Genomic DNA, 14,547 nt, shown 5'->3' with positions numbered 1-14,547 from the left:
GAGTGAACAATGCGCATTGGAACCATTCAGCGTCATGCCGGCATGATTGACATCCAAGGGGTCGGCAAACAGTATGGCAACGGAACCTATGCGGTCAAAGATGTCGACCTGCATATCGGCTCCGGCGAATTCGTCGCCATTGTTGGGCCGTCCGGTTGCGGTAAGAGCACCCTGCTTCGTATGATTGCGGGCTTTGAAAACATAACCGAGGGCGAGATTAAGGTCGAAACACGACCGGTAACCGGCCCAGGGCCTGACCGAGGCGTCGTATTCCAGGATTATGGTCTTTTCCCTTGGCTAACAGTCGAGGAGAATATCGCCTATGGCCCCAAGGAGGCGGGATATCCACGCCCTGAAGTGGAAAGGCTGGTCGATAAGTACATTAATCTGGTCGGACTCAAGCTTTTCGCCAAGAAATTTCCTAAGGAGCTGTCCGGTGGTATGCAACAGCGCGTGGCGATTGCACGAGTACTGGCGAACACTCCTGCCGTGATGTTGATGGATGAGCCTTTTGGCGCGTTGGATGCTTTGACCCGTGAACAATTGCAGAACCAACTATCGAAGATCCAGAAGGAGTTAGGCATCACGGTGGTATTTGTGACACATAGCATCGAAGAAGCGGTATATCTTGCCGATAGAGTTGTGGTCATGGCCGATGGCGCTGCCAGTGGTGTCGCTGGAAACATCAAGAAGATTGAGAGCATCGAACTGGAAGATCCAAGAGATAACACATCCGTTGCATTCAACCGATATCGTAGGGAGATTTCCGAGCTGATTCACGGTAAGACGGAGAAGGAGTTGGAGCACGCATGATATGTCACAGCCAGAGGGATGTTCCTCGGGAACTCATGGATGCGGTGGAGCGATATGAGGATGCGTTGATGCGTAATGCGACGGACATTCTTGCGGAATTATTCGCGGACGATCCGTCCGGATTGCCTGTGACTCGTGCCGATAATGCAGGTTTGCTGAATGGACATCAGCAGATTACCGAATATCGTGCGCAACGTGGAACGGCACCAAGTCGGGTTCTGCGTTCCCGTTCATACCGTATGCTTGCGAACTGTGCCGCGACTGTTGTTGCCACGTTTGATAAAGATTCTGGCGGTGTTGTAACGCAAACGCAGGTGTGGCAGTTGATTGACGGCTCATGGAAGATTGTGTCGGCTCACCTTACTTACCCCGTTCCTGCCATGGATTCCCGAATCTGGCGAGTAGTCGGTAGCCCTCTGAAGCAAGGGGCTCGCACTGAATCTTCGACGGATTTGCCCCTACGAGGATTAAGTGTGGCGGTGAAGGATCTCTATGGTGTGGAAGGATATGCCATAGGGGCTGGAAGTGAGGCCTTTCTGGCGGAAGGGATTCCGCAACAGCATAATTCCTGGCCTGTTCAGCGTCTGCTTGATGCGGGCGCTGATGTGCTAGGCATTTCAAGGACGGATGAGTTTGCCTATTCCCTTGCCGGTACGAATGCCCATTATGGGACTCCGCCGAATCCGCAGGCTCCGGGCCGGATTTCTGGAGGATCTTCATCGGGGTCCGCTTCCGCCACCGCTTTAGGCCAAGTTGATATAGGTTTGGGAAGCGATACGGGAGGTTCGGTGCGTGTGCCTTCCTCTTATCAACACTTATGGGGGATTCGAACCACATGCGGTTCGGTTCCGATGGAAGGCGTTCTTCCGCTCTCCCAGTCATTCGATACCGTGGGATGGATGACCAGAACCCCTGATTTGCTGGAGAAGGTCGCAAAGGTCCTGATAACACAGGAATCTGGTGTGGAATCAGCACTATCTGGGAAAGTTATCTGGTCTGAAGAGTTGATGTCATCCACAAACATCGATGTATCGGCAGGTTTGCATGCATGGATCAGTCGGCTGGAAGAGTCTGCCCGGAATGCAACGGATGTGAGTCTAGAACAAATTCGTCTCGATGGCATCCTAGGGCCACGTTTCGAGGGAGAGGGGCCGGACCGACTGTCAGACTGGCTTTCTTCCTACAAAATCGTGCAAGGATACGAGGCGTGGCGGAATCATGGTACTTGGCTTGCACGGCATTGGAACACTTTGGGTGCTGATATTGAGTCTCGCTTCAGAACGGCCAGCGAGCTGACGGCCGAAAACTACCGGAACGCCCGCGAACATATGGACTTTTGGAAGACTAATGTGCGGTCCATATTGGGGCAAAGCGTTTTATTGGTTCCTTCAACTTCCAGTGTTGCCCCGAAAATCACTGATTCGGCGATTGGTGGCACTTCGATTGAAGATGAGAGAACTGCGACGATGCGTCTTACGTGCATCGCAGGTTTGACGGGATTGCCTGCCGTAAACATTCCAATTCGTACGGAAGATGGTCTTCCATGTGGTATTTGCGCAGTCGGCCCCGCCGGAAGCGATACTGAACTAATTGCCTTCGCCCGTAGGCTCAGTGAATTGGCTGCATAAGTAATCCACATGCCCCGTGAATCCAGAATTTGCAGAGAATGGGATGACGGTGCGACGATTGCGGAAGTGAGACGAACGGAGGAAACAAGTGCGGCAGGCATCCGATGAGGAACATGAGCTCGAGCGGCAAAAGCCGGGCGTGAAAGCAGCGGAAACAACGGAATCGCAGGAACAATCCAACAAAGTCGGACAATCGCAACAACCGCTACTCGGCCGGCTCCCGGCACTGGTCGCGGCGGTAATCTTCGTCGGCGTCGCCATCGGCGCGGCCGCCGGTCTGTTGACGCTCATGCTGTACGGCATCGAGCGTCTTGCGCTTGGCTATGTGGAGAGCACGCATGAATCCGGTCCGTTTAACGTGCCGCCATTGCGCCGTGCGATTTCCGTCATCGTCGGCGCGAGCGTCGCCGCCATCATCTGGTGGCTGCTGCGCACACGCAGCACAAAGGTGCCATCCGTCAAAAAAGCCGTGAATGGCGATGAGATGCCGATCTGGCAGACCGTCGTGCACGTGCTGCTGCAAATTTTCATCGTCGGCACAGGCATGTCGATCGGTCGAGAGGTCGCCCCACGTGAACTTGGCGCCATGTTCGGCCAGCGTTTCGCCCGCTGGGTACGCCTTGACGCGAAAGACACGCGCATGCTGGTCGCCATTACCGCGGCCGCCGGTCTGGCCGGCGTCTATAACGCGCCGCTCGCCGGCACGTTCTTCGCGGTGGAGATTCTGCTTGCCGACGTGACGTTGGAAACGGTCGCACTTGCCTTTTCCTGTTCCGCACTCGCCTCATGGGTGGCGTCGCTCGTCAAAGGCACTCACACGTTTTACGTACTCGGCAAGGCCGAGGGCCTGTTCACGCCGGATTATATGGCGTTCGCACTCGTTGCGGGCCTGATTCTCGGTATGGCCGGTGCATTGTTCCGTCGCGGCTCGCAGTGGGCCGAGAAGAACAAGCCAGCCGGTAACGGGATCCTATGGATGATGCCGTTGGCTGGCACGCTTACTGCCATCGTGGCGATTTGGGTGCCGCAGGTCATGGGTAACGGTCGCGCCACGGCACAGTTGAGCTTCTCCAGTAATGCCGATTTGTCCGTCATTCCGATTCTGCTACTGTCTTTTGGCGCCAAAGCGATCGTCACATTGCTGACGATTCGTTCCGGCGCCTCTGGCGGCGTACTGCAACCGGGCATCGCATTGGGCGCTTCCGGTGGTGCGGTGCTTGGCATTCTATGGATGCAGATATTCCACACGAACTCAATCGGCATGTATGCGCTACTGGGCGCGTGCGCATTGCTGGCGGCCTCGCAGCAGGCTCCGCTAATGGCCATCTGCCTGGTGATGGAGCTTGCAGATGCCCCGATTAACCTGTTCGTGCCGATAGGCTTCGCCGTCGCCGTCAGCGCCTTTACGGCTTCTCGTCTTTCCGGACCGCTTGCAAAGCTTCGAGTTGCCGCTCCAAAAGCGTCAGACGTTCATTGAGCATACGAATCTTCTCGTAATTGTCTTGAATCATTGTGTTGCGCAGGTCGGCGGAGAAGTCCGTTGTTTCCTGACGCATCTTGGCTTCCCGCATCAGGTTCGAATCTCGTTTCCAGCGGTTGATGGCACGTTCGATACGTTTATAGCCGATCAGCCTTGATGGCAGGCCGACGCTGGCGAAGATTACGGAAGGTTTTTCGCCATGGAGGTATCGGTGCATGCAATACAGCTGGAACTCGTGTGAATAGACGATTCGTGATGCGCTGGCATGCGCGACCGCAGGTAGCGCCTCGAGGTATTCGATTTCCTGTTCGGTGAACGTGCGGTGTGCCATATACTAAGCCCCCCCAATCGGTACGATAGTGGCTTTCATCATTTCGTGTCAGCGGGACCGGAACCTTTGGCCCCCGTTATTTCATGAGGTTTTACGCCGTTCCTTCGCGGCAGGGGTGCTGACGTCGGCGCGTCGACCCCCGAGGTTCCGTATCGGGATTCCGGATGCTCGTGATGTTACATGGCCATGAGACCGGTGCGGCGTGGAATGAGCACGGTCAACACGAACCAGTGGTCTTCGGTGCGGATCGTCACCTCGCCGCCATACTGCTGTGCAATGTGCCGGATCGACTTCACGCCGAAACCATGTCTGTGTCGGTCGTCTCGCTTCGTGGTGCGCAGGTTGCCGTCCGCATCCTTCTTGAGTCGGGAATCGTAATAATTCTCGATACGTATCACTGTGAATTGATTCTGCGCATATAGCGCCAGTTTGATGAGACGTTGGTCGGCGTTCGGCAGTTTCGACGTCGCTTCGATTGCATTGTCGAGCGCATTGCCGAACAGTGATGCGATATCCATCGACGACATGTTGTTCAGCAGCGAGCCGTCAGCGACGGCGGTGAACGTGATGCCGCGGTCGGCGCAAGTACGCTCCTTCGTGGTCAGGATGACGTCCAGCACGGGATTGCCGGTATGCTGCTGCGCACTGTATCGCTGTACCGATTTTTCCAACTGTTCGAATCCTACGGCCGCATGCTCCGGATCGACCTGTGCGCGCAGTGCCGTGATCTGATGCTTCAGATCATGCGCAAGACGGCCCAACGATTCGATATTTTCCTTGGACTGCAGATACTCCTGATGCTGGCTTTCCAGCTGCGCGTTGATCGATGCGAGCTCCGTGTTCGCCTCGATGCGCCGTACCTGCTCCTGTTGCGCATACAGAATCGCAAAACCGCAGAAATCCACCAAAGTGCGGATATAGAAGACCTCCTGGCCTACGGAGCCGGAGAATGGGGTGTTCGTCGAAACGAAACTCAGGTTGCTCATGGCGAACGTGACCACGGTGATGGCCACCGTCGCAATCGCGGCGGAAGTCGTCGGCAATGTCGGTGCGGTCTGACTGAAATTACCGCGTTCCACTAGCCAAGCCAATCCGAAGCAGATCGCATAAGTGCCTGTCAGCGAAAGGATCGACCGCCAATCGAAATCCAACGTGTTGTCACGCATGCCGGCAAAAGTCACGATCTGCCAATGCAACGACGCGACCAGCTCTCCCAACACGAAGGCGCGGGCCGTGATATACAGGCTTTCACGTTTGCCGGCGCCGGCGCCGAACAGAATCGTCGCATACATGCATCCGAACGCCAACGTCATGCCGACGATCCAAAACCAGATCGGCAGCAGGCCGTCGAAATACTGCACCGCAATCAGCAGTACCAAGCCTGTCATGGCGGCGATTGTCGTACGGCGAGGTGATGCGCGACGATATAGCACGGCGATATAGACCATGCAGGCCAGCCACTCGCAAATTCCCGTATATACGCGGGGAATGTCAGGCAAAGCGTTGGTGATGCCGGTCATTGCCGGCATGGCGAACACGACGCCGGTCACCTTCCGCCTCCCATGAAGTCGGCCAATGCCGCCAGGAACGCCTTTTTACGCGGTCGACTTACGCGCAGGCGCTCGCCATTCGACATCACGCAATCTTGGTCGGCCACGCCGGCGACGTGCCGAAGATTCACCAGATAGCAGGAATTCGAGCGGAAGAAATGGTGGTCGGCGAGCTTCGCCTCCATATCTTTGAGCGTGCCATTGATCGACAATTTGCCATCAAGCGTGTGGATCACGATCGTGTGGCGAATCGATTCGAGGTATACGATGTCCGTCAATTCAAGACGCATCTGGCCGCTGCCGGTCTCGATCAGCATCGAATCGTCGCCGTTGCGGCGCAGAGCATCGATGGAACGCTTGAGTTCCTGCGAAAACGCAAACCACGGTACGGGTTTGAGCAGATATGACAACGCACGTACCTCATAGCCGCTGATGGCATACTGCGGAGCCGCAGTGATGAACACGATTACCACATGGTCGTCGCGCTCGCGTATGCGTTGGGCCGCCTCCATGCCGTCCATCTCCTTCATCTCGATGTCGAGGAGCAGGATGTCATAGACAGGGGTGTACTTCTCGACGATTCGAGCGCCGTCGTCGAATACGGAGACGGTGAATCGTTCATCATTCTCGCTTTGATAGCGATTGAGATAGTCGAGTACGCGCTGGCAGCTTGCGGGGTCGTCTTCGACCACTCCGATTCGTATGTTGCGCATGCCTGAAAACCTTCCCTTTCGTGGTTCCTCATTCATTGTCTCGCGTCCGCATGATAAAAACTACGCTGTAATCCGTGATTCAGAGAATAATTCCCTTTCCGGCTCTGTGTGTCGAGTGCGCGACACGCGTTGCCTAATCGGGTGAAGTGTGTATTATGGAACGTGGCTCAACGAAGAGATCTTCGCTAAACCAAGTACATAAATTAACGCTTTGAATTGTGGCTTTGTCGAAGTCGTAAGCTGCAAGGCGAGGCACAGGAAAGAAATCCCTTTACAACGGATCGTGAGGCACGTACCTGCCTCTGAAAGGATGACAAATCATGGCAGAAGTCGTATTCGACCATGTTACTCGTATCTACCCGGGCAACGATAAGCCGTCGGTGGATGATCTGAACCTGGATATCAAGGACGGCGAGTTCCTTGTGCTGGTTGGCCCGTCTGGCTGCGGCAAGTCCACCACCCTGCGTATGCTCGCGGGCCTCGAAGAGGTCAACAAGGGCCGTATCCTCATCGGTGGCAAGGATGTCACCACGATGCAGCCGAAGGATCGCGACATCGCAATGGTGTTCCAGAACTACGCTCTGTACCCGCACATGACCGTTGCGGACAACATGGGCTTCGCTCTGAAGATCGCCGGCACCTCGAAGGAAGAGATCCGCAAGCGCGTCGAGAAGGCCGCTGAGATCCTCGACCTGACCGAGTACCTCGATCGTAAGCCGAAGGCTCTGTCCGGTGGTCAGCGTCAGCGTGTGGCCATGGGCCGTGCAATCGTCCGTGAGCCGAAGGTCTTCCTCATGGATGAGCCGCTGTCCAACCTCGACGCCAAGCTCCGCGTGCAGACCCGTACCCAGATCGCTGCCCTGCAGCGCCAGCTGGGTGTCACCACCCTGTACGTGACCCACGATCAGACCGAAGCTCTGACCATGGGTGACCGCATCGCCGTCATCAAGCTCGGCCTTCTGCAGCAGGTCGGTGCTCCGACCGAGCTGTACGATCGCCCGGCCAATGTCTTCGTCGCTGGCTTCATCGGCTCCCCGTCGATGAACATCAACACCCATCCGGTGGTCAACGGCAAGGCGAAGATCGGCGAGGACACCGTGGATCTGCCGGCTGAGGCCGTCAACAAGCTGACCGCTGAGGACAACAACCAGATCGTCGTCGGCTTCCGTCCGGAAGACGCTTCCCTGGCTGCTCCGGATGATGCCAACGCCTTCTCCCTCAAGGTCATGAACGTTGAGGATCTGGGCTCCGATGGCTACATCTACGGCAACATCCTCACCGATGGTTCCTCTACCGAGGCATCCACCATGATGTCCGATCAGAACAAGCTCACCACGATTCGCGTGAACCCGCGTGCTCTTCCGAAGGTCGGCGATACCGTCAAGATCAAGATCGACCCGTCCAAGATGCACCTGTTCGCTCCGTCGACCGAGCTGCGCCTGAACTGAGCAGATAGGAGTAACCAACCGTTGGAAGTCTTCTCGTAAGGCATTCCGGCGGGTGGCTGAATAAACTTGGCGGAAGTTCCACTTCCGTCAACCATTAAACGAGACATTCTCTTCCTCTCTTATTGTCTCGTTGGAGAAGCCCCGCGTAGGTGCGGGGCTTCTTTTTTGCCTGCCCGCCGCTGAAGGCCTCCCCGTGGGTAGGTCAAAGGGTAGATTGGTGAGTTATGGAATCTATTGAACTGCCCCAGATGGATCCCCGTGTGCTTAAGGCCACTTCCGTGAAGGCCGAGGATCCAGCTGCACAATCTCCGGAACCGCAGGCGCTGAAGATCACCGCCGCAAGCTCGAATCCGAAGATGTTCACCCTGCCGTGGGAAAAGCCGCTGGCGACCTGGCCCGAAGACCTGCTGGCCAATCTGCCGCGAGGCATCTCGAGGCACGTGGTGCGTTTCGTGCACGTAGGCGACGAAGTTTATGCGATGAAGGAAATCACCCGCAATGTGGCCGAGCGAGAATATGAGCTGCTGCGCCGGTTGCAGAAGCTGGAACTGCCGACCGTGCAGCCGATCGCCGTGGTGACGGGTCGTCATAGCCGTGATGGTGAGCCTTTGGAGGCCATTTTGGTCACCAAGCATCTGAAGTTCTCGCTGCCGTACCGTGCGTTGTTCGCACGCAACCTGCGTCCCGATACCGCCGAACGACTGATTGACGCACTGGCCGTACTGATGGTGCGTCTGCACCTAGCGGGCTTCTACTGGGGCGACGTGTCTCTGTCGAACGTGTTGTTCCTGCGCGATGCCGACGCTTTCTCGGCATTCCTGGTCGACGCTGAAACCGGTGACCTGCAGATCAACCTGACTGAAGGCCAGCGCGAATACGATGTGGATCTGGCCCGTACGAACATCATCGGCGAACTGATGGATCTTTCCTCCGGTTCGCTGTTGCCGAGCGGTGTGGACGAGATCGAGATCGGCGATCGTCTGGTTGACCGCTATCATTCGCTGTGGAGCGCCCTGACCGACACCGATGATTTCGGCCCGGACGAGATGTGGAAGATCGAAAAGCGCGTCAACAAGCTCAATGAACTCGGCTTTGACGTGGACGAGCTGGAAATGAAGACCGCAGAGGACGGCAAGCGTGTGCTGGTACGTCCGCGTGTGGTCGATGCGGGCTATGCCAATCGCAAGCTGCTGCGTCTGACCGGTCTGGACGTGCAGGAGAATCAGGCCAGCCGTCTGCTCAACGATCTGGACGCCTATCGTGCCTCCACCTGGCGTGAAGGGGAGGATCTCGAAATCGTGGCGACCGATTGGATGCGCGAGGTGTTCGAGCCGACCGTACGCATGATTCCGCGGGAATACCGGTCGCAGATCGAGCCGGCGCAGTTCTTCCATGAAGTGCTTGACCATCGTTGGTTCCTGGCCGAAAAAGCCGGTCATGATGTGCCGATGGCCGAAGCGGTGCAGAGTTATGTGGAAAACGTGTTGCCGCAGTACAAGCTTGAGCAGAAGGACGTGGACGCGTTGAACGCAGAAGCCGACTCCGGCGTGATCGATGACGAATACACCTACAACGACCCCGATGACGACGGCTATAATCCGGATGATGATCCGGATGCCGCGGTGTGGAGCCATTAGGCGTTGTTCTGAAGCTGTAATACGAAAGTGGCTGGGCTACATATGTAACCCAGCCACTTTCGTTATGCATCGTATTTAGTTGTTGGCGGCTTCCCGACGGGCGCGGGCCACTGCATACAGCGTGATGCCGGCTGCGACGGACGCGTTGAGCGACTCGACCATGCTCGACATCGGAATACCGGCGATGACGTCGCATGTGCTGCGCACCAGACGGCTCAGGCCATTGCCTTCGGACCCAAGCACGACGACGAGCGGATCGGTTTCAAAACCGGTTTCGCCGACGAGCGCATCGCCGCCGCCGTCAAGACCGATGCTGTAATAACCGCGTTCCTTCAGGCTTTCGATCGCCTTGGTCAGATTCACTACACGGGCGACCGGCATATGCGCGGCCGCGCCGGCGGACACCTTCCAGGCGGCGGCCGTAACCGAAGCGGAACGACGCTCCGGCAGAATCACGCCATTGGCACCGAATGCCGCTGCGGAACGGATGACCGCGCCCAGATTCTGCGGGTCGGTGACGCCGTCGAGCGCGATGAACAGCGGACGGGCCGCGATGCGCGCGGCTGCCGAGTTTGCGGCTTCCATGGCGCGGGACTTCTTGTCCGCGCGTTCCACGAGTTCAGCCAATGACGAATACTGGAACGGCTGTGCCTTCATCACTATGCCCTGATGATTGGAAGAGCGTGCGATGCGATCCATCTCCAAACGGTCCGCCTCCATGAGATGCAGGCCGTGAATGCCGGCGAGACGCACGATTTCGCGTGTGCGATCATCATGTTCGATGCGTGCCGCGATATACAGCGTCGAAGCCGGAACGCCGCAGCGCAGCGCCTCGAGCACCGCGTTACGACCGATGACCAGATCGTCGGATTCCGAAGCGAACTTTGCCACGCGACGGCGTGCAGCCAGTCGCGGATCGGCCATTTTACGGCGATCGGCGACTTTTTTGGCCTTATAGGCCTTGTGATATACGCGATTCTCGGCCTTGGGAGTCGGTCCCTTGCCCCTTAGCGCATTACGATGTTTTCCGCCCGACCCCTTGGTCGGTCCTTTTTTCATTGCCATAGTTGCCTATTGTCCCAGCACCCCGGGAAATGCGATGGCATCAGGGGTTCGTGGTCGCTACAAGGTTCCGAGGTCGTGACCAACGGCTTCGATGCGATGCGGGGTCCTTGTGTACGCGCCTCCGACCGTAATATGCAGACCGAGGCGGTGTGATTTTCGAGTGTGATTATCTTCAGACGCAAAGGGGCCTGCGATCTGTTGGAATCGCAGGCCCCTAGCCATTTACGCGTTAGGGATTCGCGCCTTACTTGTTGAGAACCTTCTTGAACAGGTCAGAGGAGGCCTTGGCGAGGGCGAACTGGCCGAAGCCCGGGTCGATGGAGGCGAGGTTGGCGCTGATGATCTGGTCGAAAGTGTTGTTCTTCATGATGTTTCCTTCCTTCGCGGCCGTACCGTTGTCCTTTGTCTTGTTTCCGCCGGCCGCGGTCCGTGTTGCTTGTTGTGTTTCTGTGTGCTCTATCTTTCGTTGTGACTTCATCATAGGCAGGGTGCTTGGGGAAAGTCATGCGATTATCGTTGATTCTTTTGTATAATCATCGGTTCATCTTGAAGAAAACGTAATCGTTGGCTGTGAGAACAATGACAAAACTGTTTCACGATATGTTTCACGAATTTGCGGAATCTTGACATTTGCGGGTGCGTCGCCTCGTTACGAAACAGTCACTGTGTGCAATAATGGCATGAATGCGTTGCCGGCAATCGCCGTAGCGCCCACAACCGCGCAGCTTCGCCGTATCAGGTGAAACTGACTACTCCGCGGCGCTCCCAAGGAGATCATCATGGTTGATCACAAGAACGATCAAGCCATTCAGTCCCACCGCTCTGTCGCAGGCGAGTCCGAACGTCCCATGGACGTCAATGCCATACAGGACGTTCTGCCTCACGGTGTGGACCCGTCACTGACCGATGCGCAGGCCGTGGCGGATGCGCTCAATGTCGATCCGAATACGGGCCTGAGTCAGGCGGAGGCCGAACGGAGACTTGCGAAATTCGGGCCGAACGAACTCGCCTCCGCACCTCCTGTACCGAAATGGAAGAAATTCCTGGCTCAATTCCGAGACCCGCTCGTATACCTGCTGCTGGCCGCCACCGCCATCTCGCTGATCGCATGGTTCATCGAACGGGCCAATGCGGCACCCGGAACGGAAGGCGGTGAAATACTGCCGTTCGACGCCATCGTCATCGTGCTCATACTCATCGTCAACGCGGTGCTCGGCTACATTCAGGAATCTAAGGCGGAACAGGCCGTCGAAGCGCTTTCGCAAATGACCGCGCCGCAGACCAATGTGCTACGCGACGGCAGGATCATCCGCATCAACACCGTCGATGTGGTGCCGGGCGACATCATCGTGCTCGGCGAAGGCGACTCCGTCTCCGCCGACGGTCGACTGTGCGTCGCCGCGTCCCTGAGAATCGCGGAAGCCAGCCTGACCGGCGAAAGCGTGGCGGTCGGCAAGAAGGCGGATACGCTCGAACAGGCGAAGGCTCTCGGCGACCGCGCCAACATGGTATTCAACGGCACCTCCGTAACGCAAGGTACCGGCCGTGCCATCGTGACCGGTACCGGCATGAACACCCAGGTCGGCAAGATAGCCGACCTGTTGCAAGCCACCGAAGATGACGAAAGCCCGTTGCAGAAGGAGATGAACTACGTCTCCAAGGTTCTGGGCATTGCGGTGTGCATCATCGCGGCCGTCGTACTCGTGGCGCTTGCGATCACCGAAGGATTCAACGACATCCACGACGTGATCGACTCGCTGCTACTGGCCGTCTCGTTGGCCGTGGCGGCCGTACCGGAAGGATTGGCCGCGATTCTAACGGTGGTGCTCGCCCTCGGTGTGCAGCGCATGGCCATGCACCATGCGATCGTCAAGAAGCTGCATTCCGTGGAAACACTTGGCTCCGCATCGGTGATCTGCTCCGACAAGACCGGAACGCTCACCCGCAACGAGATGACCGTGGAACGCGTGGTCACGCCCAGCGGTGAAGTGCAGATTACCGGCACGGGCTATGCGCCGGAAGGCCGCATGGTGATAGTGGACCAACGAACGCCGGAACGTGCCGCAATCGAGATGGAAGCGGTGGCGACATTGGGCGTCGGTGCGTTGGCCAATGACGGCGACCTGCGGGAACACACAGAATCCGGCATATGGGAAGCCGTCGGCGATCCCACGGAAGTTTCCTTGATCGTCGGTGCACGCAAGGTGAAGGCCGACCGGAGATATGCGCACTACGGTCGCGTCGGCGAGATCCCGTTCACTTCCGAACGAAAGCGCATGTCGATAGTTGCGCAGGATAATGCGGATGCCGGCAGACTGACGGTCTTTTCGAAAGGTGCGCCGGATGTGCTGCTTGGCTATTGCAACAGGATCGCCGTCGACGGTGCCGTCCGTCCACTCACGGAAGGTGATCGTCAACAGATTCTGGCGACGGTCGAACGCCTTTCCAGCGAAGCCTATCGTACGCTGGGACAGGCCTATCGCCCGCTCGGTACGGCATCGCTTGCCGACGTGCCCGGCGTAACGATCAACGCCGCAGGCCATGTCGCCGATATCGCGGAACAGAGCGACGTGCTGGAGTCCGAACTGATCTGGGTGGGCATGGTCGGCATCATCGATCCTCCGCGCACCGAAGTGCGTGCCTCCGTCTCCGAAGCGCATCGGGCCGGCATCCGTACCGTCATGATCACCGGCGACCATCCGCTCACCGCGGCTCGCATCGCCACCGACTTGGGCATCATCGAACAGGGCGGCAAGGCGTTGACCGGCGACCAACTGGACGCGCTGCCCGGCGACGATGCGTTCGACAAGGCGACGGCGGAAGTCTCCGTCTACGCTCGCGTGGCGCCGGAACACAAGTTGAAGATCGTGAAGTCCCTGCAACGCCAAGGCAACATCGTGGCCATGACCGGCGACGGCGTGAATGACGCTCCGGCCGTGAAAACCGCCGACATCGGCGTCGCCATGGGCATCACCGGCACCGAAGTGACCAAGCAGAGCGCAAAGATGATCCTCGCCGACGACAACTTCAGCACCATCGTCGCCGCCGTGCGCGAAGGCCGTGGAATCTTCGACAACATCAGGAAATTCCTACGCTATCTATTGAGTTCCAACGTAGGTGAGGTGTTCACCGTGTTCGGTGGCGTGATCTTCGCCGGATTCCTTGGCATCACCCAGCCGGGTACGCAAGGTGTGACCGTGCCGTTGCTCGCCACGCAGCTGCTGTGGATTAACCTGCTCACCGACGCGGCTCCGGCACTCGCCATGGGCGTTGACCCGTCCACCGACGACGTGATGGCCCGCAAGCCACGCCGCCTGACCGACCGCGTGATCGACGGCGAGATGTGGGGCGACATCATCTTCATCGGCGTGATCATGGCCGCCGTGACGCTGATCGGCATGGACATGCACCTGGCTGGGGGCCTGTTTACGGACCGTTCCGTCGCGGCCGTCGGGCATGAGGCGCAGATGATCGAGGCACGTACGATGGGCTTTACGATTCTCGTGTTCGCGCAGATGTTCAATGCGCTCGCCTTGCGCTCGCACCTGCAGTCGGTATTCGTCGGATTGTTCGCCAACAAGTGGCTGTGGGGCGCGATCGGTGTTTCCGTGGCATTGCAGTTGGCGGTGATCTATGTGCCGTTCCTCAACACCGCGTTCGGCACCGTGCCGTTGAGTGCCGGAGCATGGCTCGAATGCGTCGGTCTGGCACTGATCGTGCTCATCGCCTCCGAACTGCGCAAGTGCGTACTGCGTGCCATGCGCCGATAACGCCGGGAGGTACGCAGCGTTCCCTCTGACGAGGGGATGTCGGCTGACGGTTGAAGGCTGACTAGGGGAGAAGAGCGGCCAGAGCAAGAGGTGCTCGTCGGGTATTCCGACG

The 14,547-nt window shown here is 57.8% G+C and carries 11 protein-coding genes; 6 read left to right on the top strand and 5 right to left on the bottom strand.

The window, feature by feature from the left end:
* Positions 1-9 precede the first annotated feature (9 nt).
* The 3 genes from BBDE_RS10710 to BBDE_RS10700 all read left to right on the top strand — a co-directional run bounded on the left by BBDE_RS10710 (position 10) and on the right by BBDE_RS10700 (position 3,918).
* Positions 10-813 (top strand): ABC transporter ATP-binding protein, encoded by an 804-nt coding sequence (locus BBDE_RS10710; RefSeq protein ID WP_003838434.1) that lies wholly within the window; start codon positions 10-12, stop codon positions 811-813.
* The gene (locus BBDE_RS10925) at positions 810-2,441 is read left to right on the top strand and encodes an AtzH-like domain-containing protein (protein ID WP_012902613.1); all 1,632 of its coding nucleotides are present in this window, start codon (positions 810-812) and stop codon (positions 2,439-2,441) included. The genes BBDE_RS10710 and BBDE_RS10925 overlap by 4 nt, the downstream gene beginning before the upstream one ends.
* A gap of 88 nt (positions 2,442-2,529) precedes the next feature.
* Complete coding sequence (locus BBDE_RS10700) at positions 2,530-3,918, top strand: chloride channel protein (RefSeq protein ID WP_003838437.1); 1,389 nt, start codon at positions 2,530-2,532, stop codon at positions 3,916-3,918.
* Here the strand turns inward: BBDE_RS10700 and BBDE_RS10695 are convergent.
* The 3 genes from BBDE_RS10695 to BBDE_RS10685 all read right to left on the bottom strand — a co-directional run bounded on the left by BBDE_RS10695 (position 3,845) and on the right by BBDE_RS10685 (position 6,515).
* Complete coding sequence (locus tag BBDE_RS10695) at positions 3,845-4,252, bottom strand: HTH domain-containing protein (protein WP_003843065.1); 408 nt, start codon at positions 4,250-4,252, stop codon at positions 3,845-3,847. The genes BBDE_RS10700 and BBDE_RS10695 overlap by 74 nt on opposite strands.
* Positions 4,253-4,428: 176 nt before the next feature.
* Positions 4,429-5,772 (bottom strand): sensor histidine kinase, encoded by a 1,344-nt coding sequence (locus tag BBDE_RS10690; protein WP_187116115.1) that lies wholly within the window; start codon positions 5,770-5,772, stop codon positions 4,429-4,431.
* Positions 5,773-5,798: 26 nt separating this feature from the next.
* Entirely contained in the window at positions 5,799-6,515 is a 717-nt protein-coding gene (locus BBDE_RS10685; RefSeq protein WP_012902612.1) for a LytR/AlgR family response regulator transcription factor, read from the bottom strand.
* A 320-nt stretch (positions 6,516-6,835) separates the two neighbouring features.
* Here BBDE_RS10685 and BBDE_RS10680 point away from each other — a divergent pair, with 320 nt between their 5' ends.
* Together BBDE_RS10680 and BBDE_RS10675 are read left to right on the top strand one after the other, a co-directional pair.
* Complete coding sequence (locus BBDE_RS10680) at positions 6,836-7,963, top strand: ABC transporter ATP-binding protein (RefSeq protein WP_012902611.1); 1,128 nt, start codon at positions 6,836-6,838, stop codon at positions 7,961-7,963.
* A gap of 224 nt (positions 7,964-8,187) precedes the next feature.
* A complete protein-coding gene (locus BBDE_RS10675; RefSeq protein ID WP_003838443.1) occupies positions 8,188-9,600 on the top strand; it encodes a DUF4032 domain-containing protein in 1,413 nt (470 codons plus the stop codon).
* Between the two features lie 75 nt (positions 9,601-9,675).
* Here the strand turns inward: BBDE_RS10675 and rlmB are convergent, their stop codons facing one another.
* The gene (rlmB, locus tag BBDE_RS10670; protein WP_003838445.1) at positions 9,676-10,665 is read right to left on the bottom strand and encodes a 23S rRNA (guanosine(2251)-2'-O)-methyltransferase RlmB; all 990 of its coding nucleotides are present in this window, start codon (positions 10,663-10,665) and stop codon (positions 9,676-9,678) included.
* Positions 10,666-10,909: 244 nt separating this feature from the next.
* Positions 10,910-11,032, bottom strand: a complete 123-nt coding sequence (locus tag BBDE_RS11650) for a hypothetical protein (RefSeq protein WP_003843072.1) — start codon at positions 11,030-11,032, stop codon at positions 10,910-10,912.
* 412 nt (positions 11,033-11,444) lie between these two features.
* Between BBDE_RS11650 and BBDE_RS10665 the strand changes: the two genes are divergently transcribed.
* Positions 11,445-14,435 carry a cation-translocating P-type ATPase gene (locus BBDE_RS10665; protein ID WP_003838452.1) on the top strand — a complete coding sequence of 997 codons (2,991 nt, stop codon included), beginning with the start codon at positions 11,445-11,447 and terminating at the stop codon, positions 14,433-14,435.
* Positions 14,436-14,547 lie beyond the last annotated feature (112 nt).

The sequence above is a fragment of the Bifidobacterium dentium JCM 1195 = DSM 20436 genome, assembly GCF_001042595.1.
Taxonomy (GTDB): Bacteria; Actinomycetota; Actinomycetes; order Actinomycetales; family Bifidobacteriaceae; genus Bifidobacterium; species Bifidobacterium dentium.
This window is presented reverse-complemented; position numbering and strand designations above follow the sequence as displayed.

Excerpts from the sequence above, each read along its gene's own strand:
- BBDE_RS10695 (WP_003843065.1), bottom strand. The coding sequence starts at position 4,252 with ATGGCACACCGCACGTTCACCGAACAGGAAATCGAATACCTCGAGGCG.
- BBDE_RS10675 (WP_003838443.1), top strand. The coding sequence starts at position 8,188 with ATGGAATCTATTGAACTGCCCCAGATGGATCCCCGTGTGCTTAAGGCC.
- BBDE_RS10665 (WP_003838452.1), top strand. The coding sequence starts at position 11,445 with ATGGTTGATCACAAGAACGATCAAGCCATTCAGTCCCACCGCTCTGTC.
- BBDE_RS10680 (WP_012902611.1), top strand. The coding sequence starts at position 6,836 with ATGGCAGAAGTCGTATTCGACCATGTTACTCGTATCTACCCGGGCAAC.
- BBDE_RS10685 (WP_012902612.1), bottom strand. The coding sequence starts at position 6,515 with ATGCGCAACATACGAATCGGAGTGGTCGAAGACGACCCCGCAAGCTGC.
- BBDE_RS10925 (WP_012902613.1), top strand. The coding sequence starts at position 810 with ATGATATGTCACAGCCAGAGGGATGTTCCTCGGGAACTCATGGATGCG.
- BBDE_RS10690 (WP_187116115.1), bottom strand. The coding sequence starts at position 5,772 with ATGACCGGCATCACCAACGCTTTGCCTGACATTCCCCGCGTATATACG.
- rlmB (WP_003838445.1), bottom strand. The coding sequence starts at position 10,665 with ATGGCAATGAAAAAAGGACCGACCAAGGGGTCGGGCGGAAAACATCGT.
- BBDE_RS11650 (WP_003843072.1), bottom strand. The coding sequence starts at position 11,032 with ATGAAGAACAACACTTTCGACCAGATCATCAGCGCCAACCTCGCCTCC.
- BBDE_RS10710 (WP_003838434.1), top strand. The coding sequence starts at position 10 with ATGCGCATTGGAACCATTCAGCGTCATGCCGGCATGATTGACATCCAA.